Source organism: Flavobacterium sp. AC105 (genome assembly GCF_979258495.1).
Genome location: NZ_OZ409860.1, coordinates 2,663,006 through 2,678,427 on the forward strand (window position 1 = coordinate 2,663,006; position 15,422 = coordinate 2,678,427).

Sequence of the window (15,422 nt, forward strand, 5' to 3'; positions counted from 1 at the left end):
TCCATCATTTACATTTAGAGGCGGATTTGTCATTCTGAGCGGAGTCGAAGAAACGCAAGAAGCTTAACAAAAATTGAATTCACATTGCGGGGTTACTTATAGAGATTTCTCCTTGCGTCGAAATGAAAATATTGTGTTTAAACCTTGCGTCTGATAATTTGAATTAAATGGTCAAACCATTATTTCATTAAACAAAAATTATGAAAAAAATATCATCATATACTGTATTTATAGCATTCCTTTTTATTGCTTTTCATACACAAAAAAGCAGCGCTCAGGGTTGTGTCGCTGTTCGTCAAATGGGCGGACTTTATATGAATTCTGCCAGTTCTTATAATTTAGGCAAAGGCGAATTTCAGGTCGGTACAAACTACCGTTATTTTCATTCCTGGAGGCATTTTGTTGGAAAAGAAGAACAATTAGAACGTCAAACCACAGGAGGCGGACACGATGCCAATGGCGTAGATCAGGGTAATGCCGTAAATATTTATTCGCATGCACTGGATTTTAATTTTTCGTACGGAATCACCAACAGAATCCAGATTAATGCCACATTGCCTTATGTTCACAACGAACGTTCTCAGGTGTTAAGACAAACAACGCCAGTAAAAGATACGCTTAGATACAGCGTTTATGCACAAGGTTTTGCAGATGCCAGAGTCAGCGTGAATTATTGGTTTTTTGATCCAAAAACGGCTCATAAAGGCAATTTAATGCTGGGATTGGGATTGAAATTAAATACAGGAAGCCATTCTAAAATGGATGACGCACCTCAAGCTGACGGAACAACTAAAAGCGTAGTAATGGATCAGGCGATTCAGCCCGGCGATGGCGGAATTGGTATCGCTGCAGAATTACAAGTATTCAGACAATTGACCGGACGTCTTTACGGATTTGCAAACGGATATTATTTATTCAATCCAAAAGAATCAAACGGCACTTTTAAATCTCCCCCAAAAGAAGGTTTGGAAGGCTATGAAATTTATGCGTGTCCGGACCAGTATTTTGCAAGAGCGGGTTTGTCTGCAGCCGTAGATAAAAAAGAAAATTTCACCGTTTCGCTTGCCGGAAGAATTGAAGGAATTCCTGCTTACGATGCTTTTGGAGGACAAGTTGCTTATCGTCGTCCCGGATATGTGATTGCAATAGAATATGGTTTTGCGTACCATATTGGGAAACATAATTTCAGTTTATTCATTCCTTACAATATCGTAAAAAACCGTATTCAGAGCGCTGCTGATATTGCCAGTCAGAATCTGCAAAATTCTACTATTACAGATCCGTCCAAATATGTCCACGTGCAGGGCGATGCCGCTTTTGCCGATTATTCGATCAATTTAGGATATTCGTACCGATTTAGTTTAGGCAAAAAAATGAAACTGACAATGCCTTAATTTCAAAAACATAGAAGCATAGATTTTTTTTAAATTAAAAATTGAGAATTAAAAATTAAAAATCTTTGAAACGCTAATTTTCATAATAGCTGTGCTATTTATTTTAAGTGAAACACCTTTTTTAAGCGCACAGTTTCTATGTTTCTATATGTTTAAATTTTCAAGCAGATTTGGCAGATTGAGCAGATTTTTAATCTCTTATTTTATTTTCCTTATATAGAATATAGATTTTTATTTAAAAAGGATGTAAAAAAGAAAACATGTATTTTTTGTATAGCGTATTGAAATACTTGATGCAGAATTAAATCCTTAAAAATATTAAAAAAGAAAATCTGCTCAATCTGCCAAATCTGCGTGAAAATAAATACATCATTTGGAATTAACACAATCTATGTGAACATCCATTAAAGCCAGCCATGTTAAATATAATTGAAGTAATTTTCTATTGAACCTTAAGAATTCATGGTTTTTTATTCAGATCTGCTTCATTTATTATATAAAATGCTCCATTTGTAGGATTCCTGTATTTTGTATTCGGCTATTTTTGAAAGCTTGTTAATTAAGATATTTTTCTATTTAACATTCAAAATCTAATTATTTAATTTAACCAAAAAGGTTCTCTAAAACACATAAAATGAGATTACGATTTATAGCTGCGGCTTTGTTTTCCGTATTTTTTCAAAGTTCTTTTTCGCAGACAAATACTTCCACAGAAAAAAGAATTCAACAGTTAATTAAAAAAATGACTTTGAAGGAAAAAGTCGGTATGTTGCATGGGAATTCTAAATTTTATACTGAAGAAGTAAAGCATCTCGGAATTCCGGAATGGGCTTTGTCAGATGGTCCGCACGGAGTAAGGGCAGAAATGAATCGTCATAATTGGCAATATGCAGGACAAACAGATGATGCGTCTACCTGTTTTCCTCCGGGAACCGCTATGGCCGCAAGCTGGAATCTGGAACTGGCAAAACAACGCGGAATCGTTTTGGGCGAAGAAGCACGTTTTCGTAAAAAAGACGTTTTGCTCGGACCGGGAATTAACATTATTCGTTCTCCGCTTTGCGGGCGAAATTTTGAATATTTGAGCGAAGATCCGTTTCTTATTTCACAGCTTTCCTTCAATTATATAAAAGCTTTGCAAACTCAGGATGTGGCAGCTTGTGTAAAGCATTTCGTAGCCAATAATCAGGAACAAAATCGTTTTGTTGTTGATGTTACAATGAGCGAACGTGCTTTACGCGAAATTTATTTGCCGGGTTTCAAAGCTTCTGTCGTTGATGCCGGAGTTCTGGGCGTTATGGGCGCTTATAATAAATTCAGAGGTTCTTATTGTACCGAAAATAATTACTTGGGAAGAACACTTTTGCGGGATGAATTCAAATTTAAAGGCGTTTATATGTCGGATTGGGATGCTGTTCACAGTACCGAAAAAGCGGCTTTGGCTGGTTTAGATTTAGAAATGGGAACCGAAAAAGAAAATTACAACGACTGGTATTTTGCAGATCCTTTGATAAAGGCAGTACAAGAAGGGCGAATAAAAGAAAGTATAGTCGATGAAAAAGTGGCCAATATTTTAAGAGTCATGATTAAAACGAAAGTTTTAGATCCTAAAACGCGAATAACAGGTTCTATAAACACAAAAGAACATCAGCAGGCAGCGTATCGTTCTGCTGTAGAAGCCGTTGTTTTACTGAAAAACGAAAAGCAAATTTTGCCGTTGAATATGAATGCCATGAAATCTGTAGCAGTTATTGGTGATAATGCCACACGTACACATTGCGGCGGGGGATTTAGTTCAGAAATTAAAGCTTTGTATGAGATAACACCACTTCAGGCTTTGACCAATAAATATGGAAAATCGTTGCAGATAAACTTTGCACAAGGCTATGAAAAACAATCTCATGTTGTAGAAAGAAGCAGCGACGGTCAATTAAACACCGATAAAGTAGATTGGAAATTAATTGAAGAAGCAGTGGCTCAGGCCAAAAAATCAGATGTAGCGATTGTTTTTGCAGGTTTAAACCATGATTTCGATTCAGAATCATTTGACAGGCTGCACATGCGATTGCCTTACGGACAAGAGACTTTAATTCAGGAAGTGGCAAAGGCAAATCCTAAAACAATTGTGGTAATTATTGCAGGTTCTCCGCTTGAACTGGCGGGTATTGAATCTCGTGTCCCTGCTTTGGTTTGGGGTTGGTACGGCGGAATGGAAGCGGGTAATGCTGTTGTAGATGTTTTGAGCGGCAAAGAATTTCCTTCGGGAAAACTGCCTTTTACGATTCCCGTTACTTTAAGCCAGTCTCCGGCACATGCTTTAGGAGCTTATCCGGGGCACGATTTGAAAGTAAATTATGAAGAAGATATTTTGGTAGGATATCGCTGGTTTGACACCAAAGAAATTGAACCTCAATATCCTTTTGGCTACGGACTTTCTTATACTTCTTTTAAAATTTCTAATATTACTGCAGACAAAAAAGTCTATGGCGTAAACGATGAGATAACCGTAAAGTTCAACATCAAAAATACAGGAAAAACAAATGGGGCAGAAGTGGTCCAATTGTATACAGGACAAACAAAATCATCTGTTTTAAGACCTAAAAAAGAATTAAAAGCATTTGATAAAATATTCCTAAAACCAGGAGAAGAAAAAACAGTTGACTTAAAAGTAAAAGTAAAAGATCTGGCTTTTTATGATGAAAAAACGTCTGACTGGAAAGTTGAACCAGGAGAATTTGTACTTTATACGGCTACATCAGCCAAAAATATTGTAAATAGTCTGGCTATTACGGTACAATAATTTTAATAAAAGGTTAATTCCTAAAAAGCAGTAATGTAGTTCGTGATGAATTATAGTACTGCTTTTTTAGTTTTTAATTGTAATAAAATGATATTTTTCCGAGGTAATGCAATCAATTCTGAACACGAATTTCACGAATTTGCACAAATTTTAAACTCTAATTAATTAGAGGCAATTAGTGCAATTTGTGTTGTTTCTGCAAATTAATTTGCTCTTCTTTCCTTTAAGTCTTTTTCAATCCCAATTTCCATATTTCTGTCTATTACATAAAAGCACAACAGAACGGCGCTGATAATAAATATAAAGCCAGGATAAATACTTACGCACAATTTAATTCCTTCAACTGCTGCCGGAACCTGATTGACTTCTTCGGCTACATAGCCATATTTGGATAAAAAAGCTGCACCCAAAGCACCGCCAATACTTATTCCTATTTTTAATCCGAAAATCATGGCCGAAAAAACAGTAGCAGTCGCTCTTCGATTGTTTTTCCATTCACTATAATCGGCTACATCGGCAATCATTGCCCACAATAACGGAATTGTTACCCCGTAAATAAATCCATGCGCTAATTGAGTCAGAAAAACCATTGCAATAGCGGTTCTGCTGTAAAAATTAAAAAGCAGCAAACTTACAGCAGACATAAAAATGAAGATGATATAAATATTTCTTTTACCAAAAGAATCTGCAAGCGATTTTGAAAGCAAAATTCCAAAAATCATAAAAAGAATTCCACCCGCATTAAAAAGGCTGAATGCAGAAGTAGGAACATCTCCCGGCCATTGAAAATCTACTAATCCCATTGCAATCAATGAATTATTGAGATCATGAATAAATGCCGTAAAACCAATATTATTCAAGAATTCAGTTTGTGCAACAGGATCTAAATAATACTTAAAATAGAAAACATACATACCGCCTTTTAAAGATAAGGTTATAAATACCAGAATAGTAACCAGTAACATAACCAGCCAGGGACCATTTTTAGCCAGATCGCCAAAATCCTGCCTGATCGAAGATTTCTGGTTCTTTGCAGGTATAATTCGTTCTTTGGTAGTAAAAAAAGTAATCAGCAAACAAATTACCCCTATAATGGCAAACAAAATCATTGTATTTTTAAAGCCAACTGCTTTATCGCCATGCCCTAAAATTAAAACCAATGGCAATAAAAGGGACTGAATTATAAATTGAGCAATCATTACAGCAACAAAACGATAGGAGGAAAGACTGTTTCTTTCTTTCATATCACCCGTTAATACTCCGCTTAAAGCAACATACGGCAAATTGTTTGCAGAGTAAATTATAACCAGAAAAAAGTACGTGAGCAAAGTGTAAATTATCTTTCCGTTTTCTCCAAAATCTGGCGTCAAAAAAGAAAGGACAGCGCCAATTCCAAACGGAAGGGCAGTCCATAAAATCCAGGGCCTGAATTTCCCCCAGCGGGTTTGGGTACGATCAGCAATAACGCCCATAATGATATTAAAAAAAGCACCAATAAACCCTCCGATAAAAATAATAATACTTGCTGTTCCGGCAGGAATTTTATAAACATCGGTATAAAAGAAAGCCAAAAAGGTCAGTAAGGTCTGGAAAATTAAATTCGCCGCAAAATCCCCTAAGCCGTAACCTATTTTTTCCAGTACAGAAAGTTTTTGCGAAGTATCGCTCATCAATATACTGGTTGACTTTTTTCTGCTTATCTCCATCGTTTGATCGAAAATTATTTTAGAGCGATGTCTATCATTCAAATACGGCTTCGTTTTCATTTCATTTTTATAAAATTTTAAACGTAAAAATAGCTTGAAAGTTGAAATAAGTTTGTCAATTTTGAAGCCATTAATAGCATATTTGAAGCATTCTTTAGTTACCGCAAATCTATTAAATTTAAATTGCTATTTTAGCTTCTGATTTAAAAAACAACTGAAAATCAATACCATTACTCACACTTTCATTTTATCTATATGCGCATTCTTTATTTTTTATTAATTGTTTCATGTTTTTTTATTGGTTGTAACAAAAAACAGAATACTGCGGCGTATCACAAATATACCAATGATTTAATTAATGAAACTAGTCCGTATCTTTTGCAGCATGCGCACAATCCGGTAAACTGGAAAGCATGGAATCAGGAAACTTTAGACAAAGCAAAAGCAGAAAATAAACTTATTATTATTTCGGTAGGTTATTCTGCCTGTCATTGGTGCCATGTTATGGAACAGGAAAGTTTTGAAAATGAGGCTGTAGCCAAATTAATGAACGACAATTTTATCAGTATAAAAGTAGACAGGGAAGAGCGTCCGGATATTGACCAGATTTATATGAATGCCGTACAATTAATGACTGGAAAAGGCGGATGGCCTTTAAATTGTATTGCACTTCCTGACGGACGCCCTATTTTTGGAGGAACGTATTTTACCAGAGAAGAATGGACAGATGCCCTTACTGAACTTTCTGATTTGTATAAAAAAGACCCCAAAAAAGCCAGCGAATATGCAGACAAATTAGTCGCAGGAATTCAGAAATCACAATTAATTGCAGTTAATAATAGTCCGGCCAATTTTAAAAATTCAGAACTTTCTGAAGCTGTAAAATCAGGACAAAAACAATTAGATTATAAAGAAGGCGGTTTTGCTGGTGATATGAAATTTCCAATGCCAAATTCGTTGGGTTTTCTGCTTCGTTACAGCATTCAAAATAAGGACAAAACGATGCAGGCTTATGTGCAGACAACACTCGAAAAAATGGCAAATGGCGGAATTTACGATCCAATTGGCGGTGGTTTTTCGAGATATTCTGTAGATTCAAAATGGCATATTCCTCATTTTGAAAAAATGCTTTATGATAATGCCCAACTCGTAAGTTTATATGCTGATGCTTATTTGATTACAAAAAATGAATTGTATAAAAAGACGGTAACTGAAACGCTGAATTTTGTTGAAAAAGAACTCATGGCGTCAAACGGAGCTTTTTATTCGTCTTTAGATGCCGATAGCAAAAATAAATCAAATCAACTGGAAGAAGGTGCTTATTATGTATGGAAAAAAGAAGAATTACAAACACTTTTAAAATCTGAGTTTTCTCTTTTTCAAAAGTATTTCAACATTAATGAAAATGGTTTATGGGAAAATGGAAAGTATGTTTTATTTAAAACGGAATCAGATCAAGACTTTGCAATCCAAAATAAATTGACTTTAACAGAATTAGATTCTAAAATCAAAAACTGGAAACAAATACTTTTAACGGCCAGAAATAAAAGACAAAGACCTCATTTAGATGATAAAACCCTGACTTCATGGAACGCTTTAATGATAAAGGGTTATGTTAGTGCTTATCGGGCATTTAAAAATCAACATTATAAACAAATCGCTTTAAAAAATGCCAATTTTATTTTGAATAATCAGCTTCAGAAAGACGGAAGTTTATACCACAGTTTTAAGGAAGGAAAAAGCAGTATTGCTGGTTTTTCTGAAGATTATGCGAGCGTTGCAGATGCGTTTATTGCCTTGTACCAAATTACACTTGATGAAAAATGGCTTAATAAAGCAAGACAATTAACTGATTATGCAATGAATCATTTTTGGGATAAAAAATCCAATCTGTTTTATTTTACATCTGATACTTCTGCAAATTTAATAACCAGAAAAATGGAAATAGCAGATAATGTAATTCCGGGTTCAAATTCTGTTCTTGCTCATAATTTGTTTCTTTTAGGACATTATTATTCTAATGATACTTACGCCAAAACTGCTGAGCAGATGCTGAATAATGTAAAAGAAGATGCTTTGCAGGCGCCAACAGAATATTACAATTGGCTGGATTTAATGCTGAATTACACCGGTAATTATTTTGAAGTTGCTATTTCTGGAAAAGAAGCTTTGGAGAAAACAAATCAGCTTCAAAGTTATTACTTACCCAATATTCTTATTGCAGGATCGACTGCAGCGAGTAAACTTCCTGTTTTAGAAAATCGGTTTACAGACAATCAAACCTATATTTATGTATGTGTAAATAAAGCTTGCAAAATGCCGGAAAAAGAGGTGTCTGTTGCTGTGAGTAAAATAAAAATGACTTTATGAGATTATAAGATCCATAAATGCTTCCTGATAATACAAACAGTTTTTTAATTTTTTAAACTTTTACGGGTTATTCACAAAAATTGGAATAAGTCCTTTAAATTATCAAAAAAATATTTCAAATTATCTTCCTGATAAATTAAATTCATTTTTTTATCAATAAAAATAAATAGAATGTTTTTAATTATGCATTCTTTTGATAATTCACAATTAAATAATCAAGCAACCGGTTGTGTGATACTGGTTTTTGTTTATATTTGTGATAAATACACTTATTAAACTTATTAAAATACATACGATTACAATAAGGATTTGAAAATGTAATGACTTTGTGATATAATGATCTGGAGAGATGAAGATGGAAAAAACATTAAGAAAATAACAAACCACTAAAAGTGTCAGTAAAATCAAATAAGGATTATTCTTAATTAATTTTTTGTCTCATGAAAAAGTTCATTTTTATCTTTTTTATTTCGCTTATTCACAACGTCATTTCGGCGCAAGCCCAAAACCCATTAATTTTTGCTGATGTACCTGATATGTCCATAATCAGAGTCGGTGCAACTTATTATATGAGCAGTACCACGATGCACATGAGCCCGGGTTTGCCTATTATGAAATCTACGGATCTTGTCAATTGGAAACTCATTAATTACGCTTATGATACTTTGGCAGATATGCCGGAATTAAATTTAACAGAAGGAAAAAGTACCTACGGAAGAGGTTCGTGGGCGAGCAGTCTGCGTTTTCATAACGGAATGTATTACGTGACGACTTTTGCACAAACAACAGGTGAAACTTATATTTTTAAAACCAAAGATATAGAAAAAGGAAACTGGCAAAGAGTTTCTTTTAAACCGGATTACCACGACCATTCCTTATTTTTTGATGAGGATGGAAAAGTTTATTTAATCTACGGATCGGGCAAAATTAAATTGGTTGAACTGAATGATGACCTAACCGGAATTAAACAAGGCGTTCCTGAGAAAGTTATTATCGAAAATGCCAGTGCTGCGGCTGGAAATACGATTATGCTGGGCGCTGAAGGTTCTCAATTATTTAAAATAAAAGGAAAATATTACCTGTTTAATATTTGCTGGCCTGAGGGCGGAATGCGTACGGTAATTATTCATAGAGCAGATACTATTAATGGTCCGTGGGAAGGAAAAATAGGTTTGCAGGATCTGGGCGTTGCTCAGGGCGGACTCATCGACACGCCTGATGGACATTGGTTCTCTTATCTTTTTCGTGATTTTGGTGCTGTTGGCAGGATTCCGTATCTGGTTCCTGTAAAATGGGAAAACGGCTGGCCAATATTGGGCGAAAATGGCAAAGTTCCGGAAAAATTAAACCTGCCGGCGAGTAAAGGTTTGATTCCGAATTTGGCTGCTTCGGATGAATTTAATCGCAAGAAAGGACAAGAAACACTTCCATTAGTTTGGCAATGGAATCACAATCCGGATCATACACTTTGGTCTTTAAAAGAAAGAAAGGGATTCCTGAGACTTCAAACAGGAAGAATTGATACTGATTTTCTGTTAGCAAGAAATACACTTACACAACGCACAATTGGCCCAACAAGTTCAGCTTCTGTTGCTTTGGATATTTCTAAAATGAAAGAAGGGGATTTTGCCGGATTAGCTGCCTTACAAAAAGAATACGGATTGGCAGGCGTAAAAGTTGAAGAAGGGAAAAAATCAATTGTTATGGTAAATACCAATAATGATAAAGCTGTTGAAGTACAGCGAATTCCTTTACATCAAAACCAAATTTATTTCAAAATTGATTGTGATTTTACAAATAAAAAAGATGAAGCAAATTTCTTCTATAGTTTAGATGGAAAAGTGTGGAATGTTATAGGCGAAACTTTAAAAATGAAATATACACTTCCGCATTTTATGGGCTATCGTTTTGGCTTGTTCAATTATGCTACAAAAAATACGGGCGGATATGTAGATTTTGATTGGTTTAGAATTAAATACTAAAAAAATAAATTATGATAATAGATAAAAAATTTACAAATGAATTTCTGATCAGGATTCACGTTTTGATATTGGTATTCGGATTGATTTTACCCATTTTGGTTGTTGGTCAAATAAAAAAGAAAGCAGAAAAATCAGAATCCAGGCCTCAATACCGCAACCTTTTTGCAGCAGCAGGTTATAGTCAAACAGATATAGACAAAAAATTAGCAAAAGCCTATTACGATGTTTTTGAGGGACCAAATAAAGTGTATTTTGAAGAAGGTGATTCTTTAGGATATGTTTCGGATGTCAAAAATAAAGACGCCCGCACCGAAGGAATGTCATACGGAATGATGATCGCTGTTCAACTCAATAAAAAAGAGGTTTTTGACCGAATCTGGAGATGGTCTGTTAAATACATGCAGCATCAGGACGGACCAAGAGAAGGCTATTTTGCATGGAGTGTAAATCCTGAAACTAAAAAGCAAAATTCGGCTGGTTCAGCGTCAGATGGAGAATTGTATTATATTACCAGTTTGCTTTTTGCTTCTAACAAATGGGGCAATAATACCGGAATACATTATTATAATGAAGCCAGAAAAATATTGGATGCCATGTGGAAAAAAGACGGCACCGGTACTATTCATAACATTATAAATACCGACCACAAACAAATATCTTTCGTGCCGGAAGGAGGAGGATATAACTGGACAGATCCTTCTTATCATGTTCCGGCGTTTTATGAAATATGGGCTTTGTATGCAAAAGACGGTCATGAGCAATTTTATAAGGAATGTGCCGATGTTTCCCGCAATTTTCTGCATAAAGCCACTCATCCTGTAACAGGTTTAAATTCAGATTACACTGAATTTACCGGAGAACCACATCCTACGCCGTGGATGCCACCCGGATTTCGTTATGATTCCTGGCGTGTTCCTATGAATATCGCGATGGATTATACGTGGTATGGAAAAGACAAAAAATGGCAGGAAGAATACGCGGGGAAATTTCAAAATTTTCTTAGATCTAAAGGATTGAACACTTTCGAAGATCAATTTAATCTGGATGGTTCAACTCCTGACTTTATTCTGCAGGCCGGTCCCGTTAAAAAACTCAGACATTCGATAGGATTAGTAGCAACTTCGGCCACAGCCTCATTGGTTAATCCTGATAAGGCAAGTATGGATTTTGTTCATGCGGTTTGGAATGCCAAATTAGAGCCTTATGATGACGGTTATTTTGATCCGTATTATGATGGATTAATGTATCTCTTCAGTTTAATGCATCTTTCCGGAAACTATCAAATTATAATTCCAACAGTTAAATAATTTTTTAATCTAAAAAATAAAAATATGAAACAGTATGCAATTGTTATGCTATGGGCATTTATTTTATCAGGTTTTGCAGGTTTTTCACAAACAAGCCAAACTTCTATTGCCGAAGATTTTAAACCTTCAACCGTTAATCAGCCCGGACAGGAATATCCGCAAGTTAATTCTCAGGGTTATGCACGCTTTCAAATTTTAGCTCCCGAAGCCAAATCTGTTGTGATAAGTCTTGGATTGGGCGGAACAAAAGGCGGAACTCCTCTCACAAAAACTGAAGATGGTTACTGGCGAGGCATAACCGCAGGCGCTATGGATGAAGGGTTTCATTATTATCATGTAACTATCGATGGAGGAGTTTTTAATGATCCCGGCGCACTCAATTTTTATGGTTCTACACGTTGGGAAAGCGGAATCGAAATTCCGGCACACGATCAGGATTTTTATGCCTTAAAAAATGTTCCGCACGGAAATGTACAGCAAATTCTTTTCCCTTCAAAAAGTACTAATACTTCTCGCAGGGCTTTTGTTTATACGCCGCCGGGATATCATAAAGATAAAGCTAAACAATATCCGGTTTTGTATTTGCAGCATGGCTGGGGTGAAGATGAAACTGCATGGAGCAATCAGGGACACGTCAATTTGATTATGGATAATTTGATTGCTGAAGGCAAAATAAAACCATTTCTGATTGTAATGACGTACGGAATGACAAATGAAATTAAATATGGTGGTTTGGCAAGTTTTAAAATAGAACCCTTTCAGACAGTTTTAGCAGAAGAATTAATTCCGTATGTGGATTCAAATTTCCGTACGCTCGCCAATCCGGCAAATCGCGCCATGGGTGGATTGTCAATGGGAGGAATGGAAACAAAAATGATAACCCTTAATAAACCTGAAGTTTTCTCTCACTACGCACTTCTAAGCGGGGGAATTTATAAACCGGAAGACATTAAGGATAAATCAAAAGTCAAACTTATCTTTTTAAGTTGTGGAAGCAAAGAACGTCCTGATGGTATTAAAGATGCTGTATCAGCTCTTAAAAATGCTGGCTTTAATGCTGTTTCTTATATTTCTGAAAACACAGGACATGAATTTCAAACCTGGCGTCGAAGCTTCAAAGAATTAGCACCACTTTTATTTAAAAACTAATGATTTTCAATCCTCTGATAAAGTATCTGGTGATGAGTTGTATTTGCCCCACAACATGATATTTAAAAAATTCATCAGTCCGGATGCTTGTTGCTTTAATAATTAAATATAAAATTATGCGTAAACTTAATAATATGTTAGTGGTTGTTTTCGATAAAGACTTATTGAAAAAAGTAATGATATGTTTTTGTTTGTTTGGTCTTGCAAACAAGTCATTTTCTCAGAATTTAGTATTAAACGAAAAGGAATATTTTGAAACTCCGGGACTGAATGTCTGGGTTTTTAATAATGAATATAACGGAATGTTTTTTGACGAAAAAACGGCCGGAATAGAATTTATTCATCACGGTGTGAGAACGGTAACCGGTGGCGCAATCAGACTTCAGAATACGCCTGAACAATGGGATTTAATTCCGAAAATGACCAGTCGAAAAGTAGACAAGGCAAACAATTCGATTGAGGTTACGCTGAGATATGAGGAATTCAATTTTGATTCAAAAATCATTGTTACAGCAAAAGGAAAAGGTTTTGTTATTAATGTTGTATTGGATAAACCTGTACCAAAAGAGCTGGAAGGAAAAGCGGGATTTAATTTAGAATTTATACCAACTTCTTATTTTGAGAGTAATTATCTGGTTGATGGAAAAGCAGGAACTTTTCCGAGATATCCTGCAGGTAATACTGAAATCAAGCCTTTATCTCAAAAAATCCCACAATTTGCCGGACATAGTACATTTGATGATCGTGGGAGAAATGAATTTATAGCAACACTGCCTTTAGAATCCGGAAAGAATTTAATCCTTGCTCCTGAAAATCCGGAGCGTACAGTAAAAATTCAGTCCGAAGATCAGGATGTAATGCTTTTCGACGGAAGAAATTTAGGACAGAATGGCTGGTTTATAGCGCGAAGTATTCTTCCTTCCAACAAAAAAGGCAAAGTATTAACCTGGTATGTAGAACCCAATGCAATACCCAATTGGAAAAGGCAGCCCGTAATAGGATTTTCGCAAGTAGGTTATATGCCGGACCAAAAGAAAGTAGCGGTTGTTGAACTTGATAAAAGTGATAAAGTGTTATCTACTGCATCAATTTTTAAACTAGGTGAGAACGGAAAATTTACAGAAAAACTAAAAGCAGATGTGAAGGTTTGGGGAAATTATCTAAGATATAATTATGCCCAGATTGATTTTAGCGCCATTAAAGAAAAAGGACTTTATTATATTCAATATGGCGATCAAAAAACAAATACTTTTCAGATAGAGGATAATATTTATGCAAACATCTGGCAGCCAACTATGGATGTTTGGTTTCCTGTTCAAATGGATCATATGGAAGTGAATGAGGCTTATCGGGTTTGGCACGGAAAGCCATTTTTAGACGATTGTCTTCAGGCTCCAATTAATCACGAACATTTTGATGGCTATAAACAAGGCCCTACAACAGAGACTAAATACAAACCTTTAGAACGTATTCCGGGAATGTCTGTAGGAGGTTGGTTTGATGCCGGAGATTTTGACATACAAACTTTTTCGCATGTGAGCGTCATCAATAGTTTTGTAGAATCGTGGGAAGCATTCAAAGTAAACAGAGATGAAACTTATATTGATCAAAAAACACAGTTTGTAGATATTCACCGTCCGGATGGTCAGCCTGATTTATTGCAGCAGATCGAGCACGGCGTTTTGAACCTTGTCGCACAAGTTGAAAATATTGGTCATCCGGTAAGAGGAATTGTGGTTCCAAACCTGCATCAATACCACCATTTGGGCGATGCTTCTACGGAGACCGATAATCTTCCTTATAATCCATCTTTAAAACCTTATGAATCTAACGGAGTTTCAAGCGGAACACTTGATGACAGATGGGCATTTACAAACCGGACTTCATTTCTTGATTTTAGAACAGCGGGTTCTTTAGCGGCAGCAAGCAGAGCTTTAAAAGGATATAATGATGCACTTTCTGCAAAATGTTTATCTCTTGCTATAAAGCTGACTAACGAAGCAACTGAAATAGATAAAAAAGCAAAACCAGATAATAGTCCAATGTCAAGATGGGGAAAAGGAAGCGATATGATTGCAATTTTGCAGCTCTATTTAAGCACAAAAGACGAACAGTATAAAAAAAGTTTTGAAGATAAAATATGGAAATTGCTAGATGAAAATGTAGATTTTAATATTAGTTCAGCATTATTGGCCGTTTCTTCTATGGATGATAACTACAAACAAAAATTACGTGGCTATGTCATTAAATATAAAGAAAAAACAGACAAAGAAAATGCCGAAAATCCTTATGGTGTGCCAATAGCAAAAAGAGGCTGGGGAGGAAGTTCACAGGTTATTAACTGGGCGAGCACGAATTATTATATTCATAAAATTTATCCTGATATCATGGACAAAGAAAGTGTGTATCAGGGATTGAATTATATTTTGGGCTGTCATCCTTATTCTAATTTATCTTTTGTAAATGCCGTAGGAAACAGATCGAAAAAAGTAGCTTATGGAGGCAATCGAGCCGATTTTACTACAATTGCGGGTGGAGTAGTTCCGGGGCTTATTTTTCTAAAACCGGATTATTTAGAAAACAAAGATGACTGGCCATTTTTTTGGGGAGAAAACGAATGTATTATCGATGGCGGTGCGTGGTATGTTTTTCTTGCAAATGCTGTAAATGATTTGGCTAAGGAAAAACAGTAAATGGACTTAAAATTTAACCGC

General features: G+C 35.5%; 8 protein-coding genes. 7 read left to right on the forward strand and 1 reads right to left on the reverse strand.

Annotated elements, in window-relative coordinates:
* Positions 1–200: 200 nt before the first annotated feature.
* A complete protein-coding gene (locus ACZ0AH_RS11050) occupies positions 201–1,394 on the forward strand; it encodes a hypothetical protein (RefSeq protein ID WP_463475861.1) in 1,194 nt (397 codons plus the stop codon).
* Between the two features lie 742 nt (positions 1,395–2,136).
* The gene (locus ACZ0AH_RS11055) at positions 2,137–4,194 is read left to right on the forward strand and encodes a beta-glucosidase (RefSeq protein ID WP_463478103.1); all 2,058 of its coding nucleotides are present in this window, start codon (positions 2,137–2,139) and stop codon (positions 4,192–4,194) included.
* Positions 4,195–4,397: 203 nt separating this feature from the next.
* On the opposite strand, the gene ACZ0AH_RS11060 is transcribed toward ACZ0AH_RS11055, so the two are convergent.
* Positions 4,398–5,864 carry an MFS transporter gene (locus ACZ0AH_RS11060; RefSeq protein ID WP_463478104.1) on the reverse strand — a complete coding sequence of 489 codons (1,467 nt, stop codon included), beginning with the start codon at positions 5,862–5,864 and terminating at the stop codon, positions 4,398–4,400.
* 291 nt (positions 5,865–6,155) lie between these two features.
* On the opposite strand from ACZ0AH_RS11060, the gene ACZ0AH_RS11065 reads away from it, so the two are divergent.
* The 5 genes from ACZ0AH_RS11065 to ACZ0AH_RS11085 all read left to right on the forward strand — a co-directional run bounded on the left by ACZ0AH_RS11065 (position 6,156) and on the right by ACZ0AH_RS11085 (position 15,401).
* Complete coding sequence (locus tag ACZ0AH_RS11065; RefSeq protein ID WP_463475862.1) at positions 6,156–8,270, forward strand: thioredoxin domain-containing protein; 2,115 nt, start codon at positions 6,156–6,158, stop codon at positions 8,268–8,270.
* 440 nt (positions 8,271–8,710) lie between these two features.
* The gene (locus tag ACZ0AH_RS11070; protein WP_463475863.1) at positions 8,711–10,252 is read left to right on the forward strand and encodes a glycoside hydrolase family 43 protein; all 1,542 of its coding nucleotides are present in this window, start codon (positions 8,711–8,713) and stop codon (positions 10,250–10,252) included.
* Between the two features lie 11 nt (positions 10,253–10,263).
* A complete protein-coding gene (locus ACZ0AH_RS11075; RefSeq protein ID WP_463475864.1) occupies positions 10,264–11,559 on the forward strand; it encodes a glycosyl hydrolase family 8 in 1,296 nt (431 codons plus the stop codon).
* Positions 11,560–11,583: 24 nt separating this feature from the next.
* Positions 11,584–12,708, forward strand: coding sequence for an alpha/beta hydrolase-fold protein (locus tag ACZ0AH_RS11080; protein WP_463475865.1), 1,125 nt, complete (start codon positions 11,584–11,586; stop codon positions 12,706–12,708).
* Positions 12,709–12,824: 116 nt separating this feature from the next.
* A complete protein-coding gene (locus ACZ0AH_RS11085; protein ID WP_463475866.1) occupies positions 12,825–15,401 on the forward strand; it encodes a glycoside hydrolase family 9 protein in 2,577 nt (858 codons plus the stop codon).
* Positions 15,402–15,422: the final 21 nt, after the last annotated feature.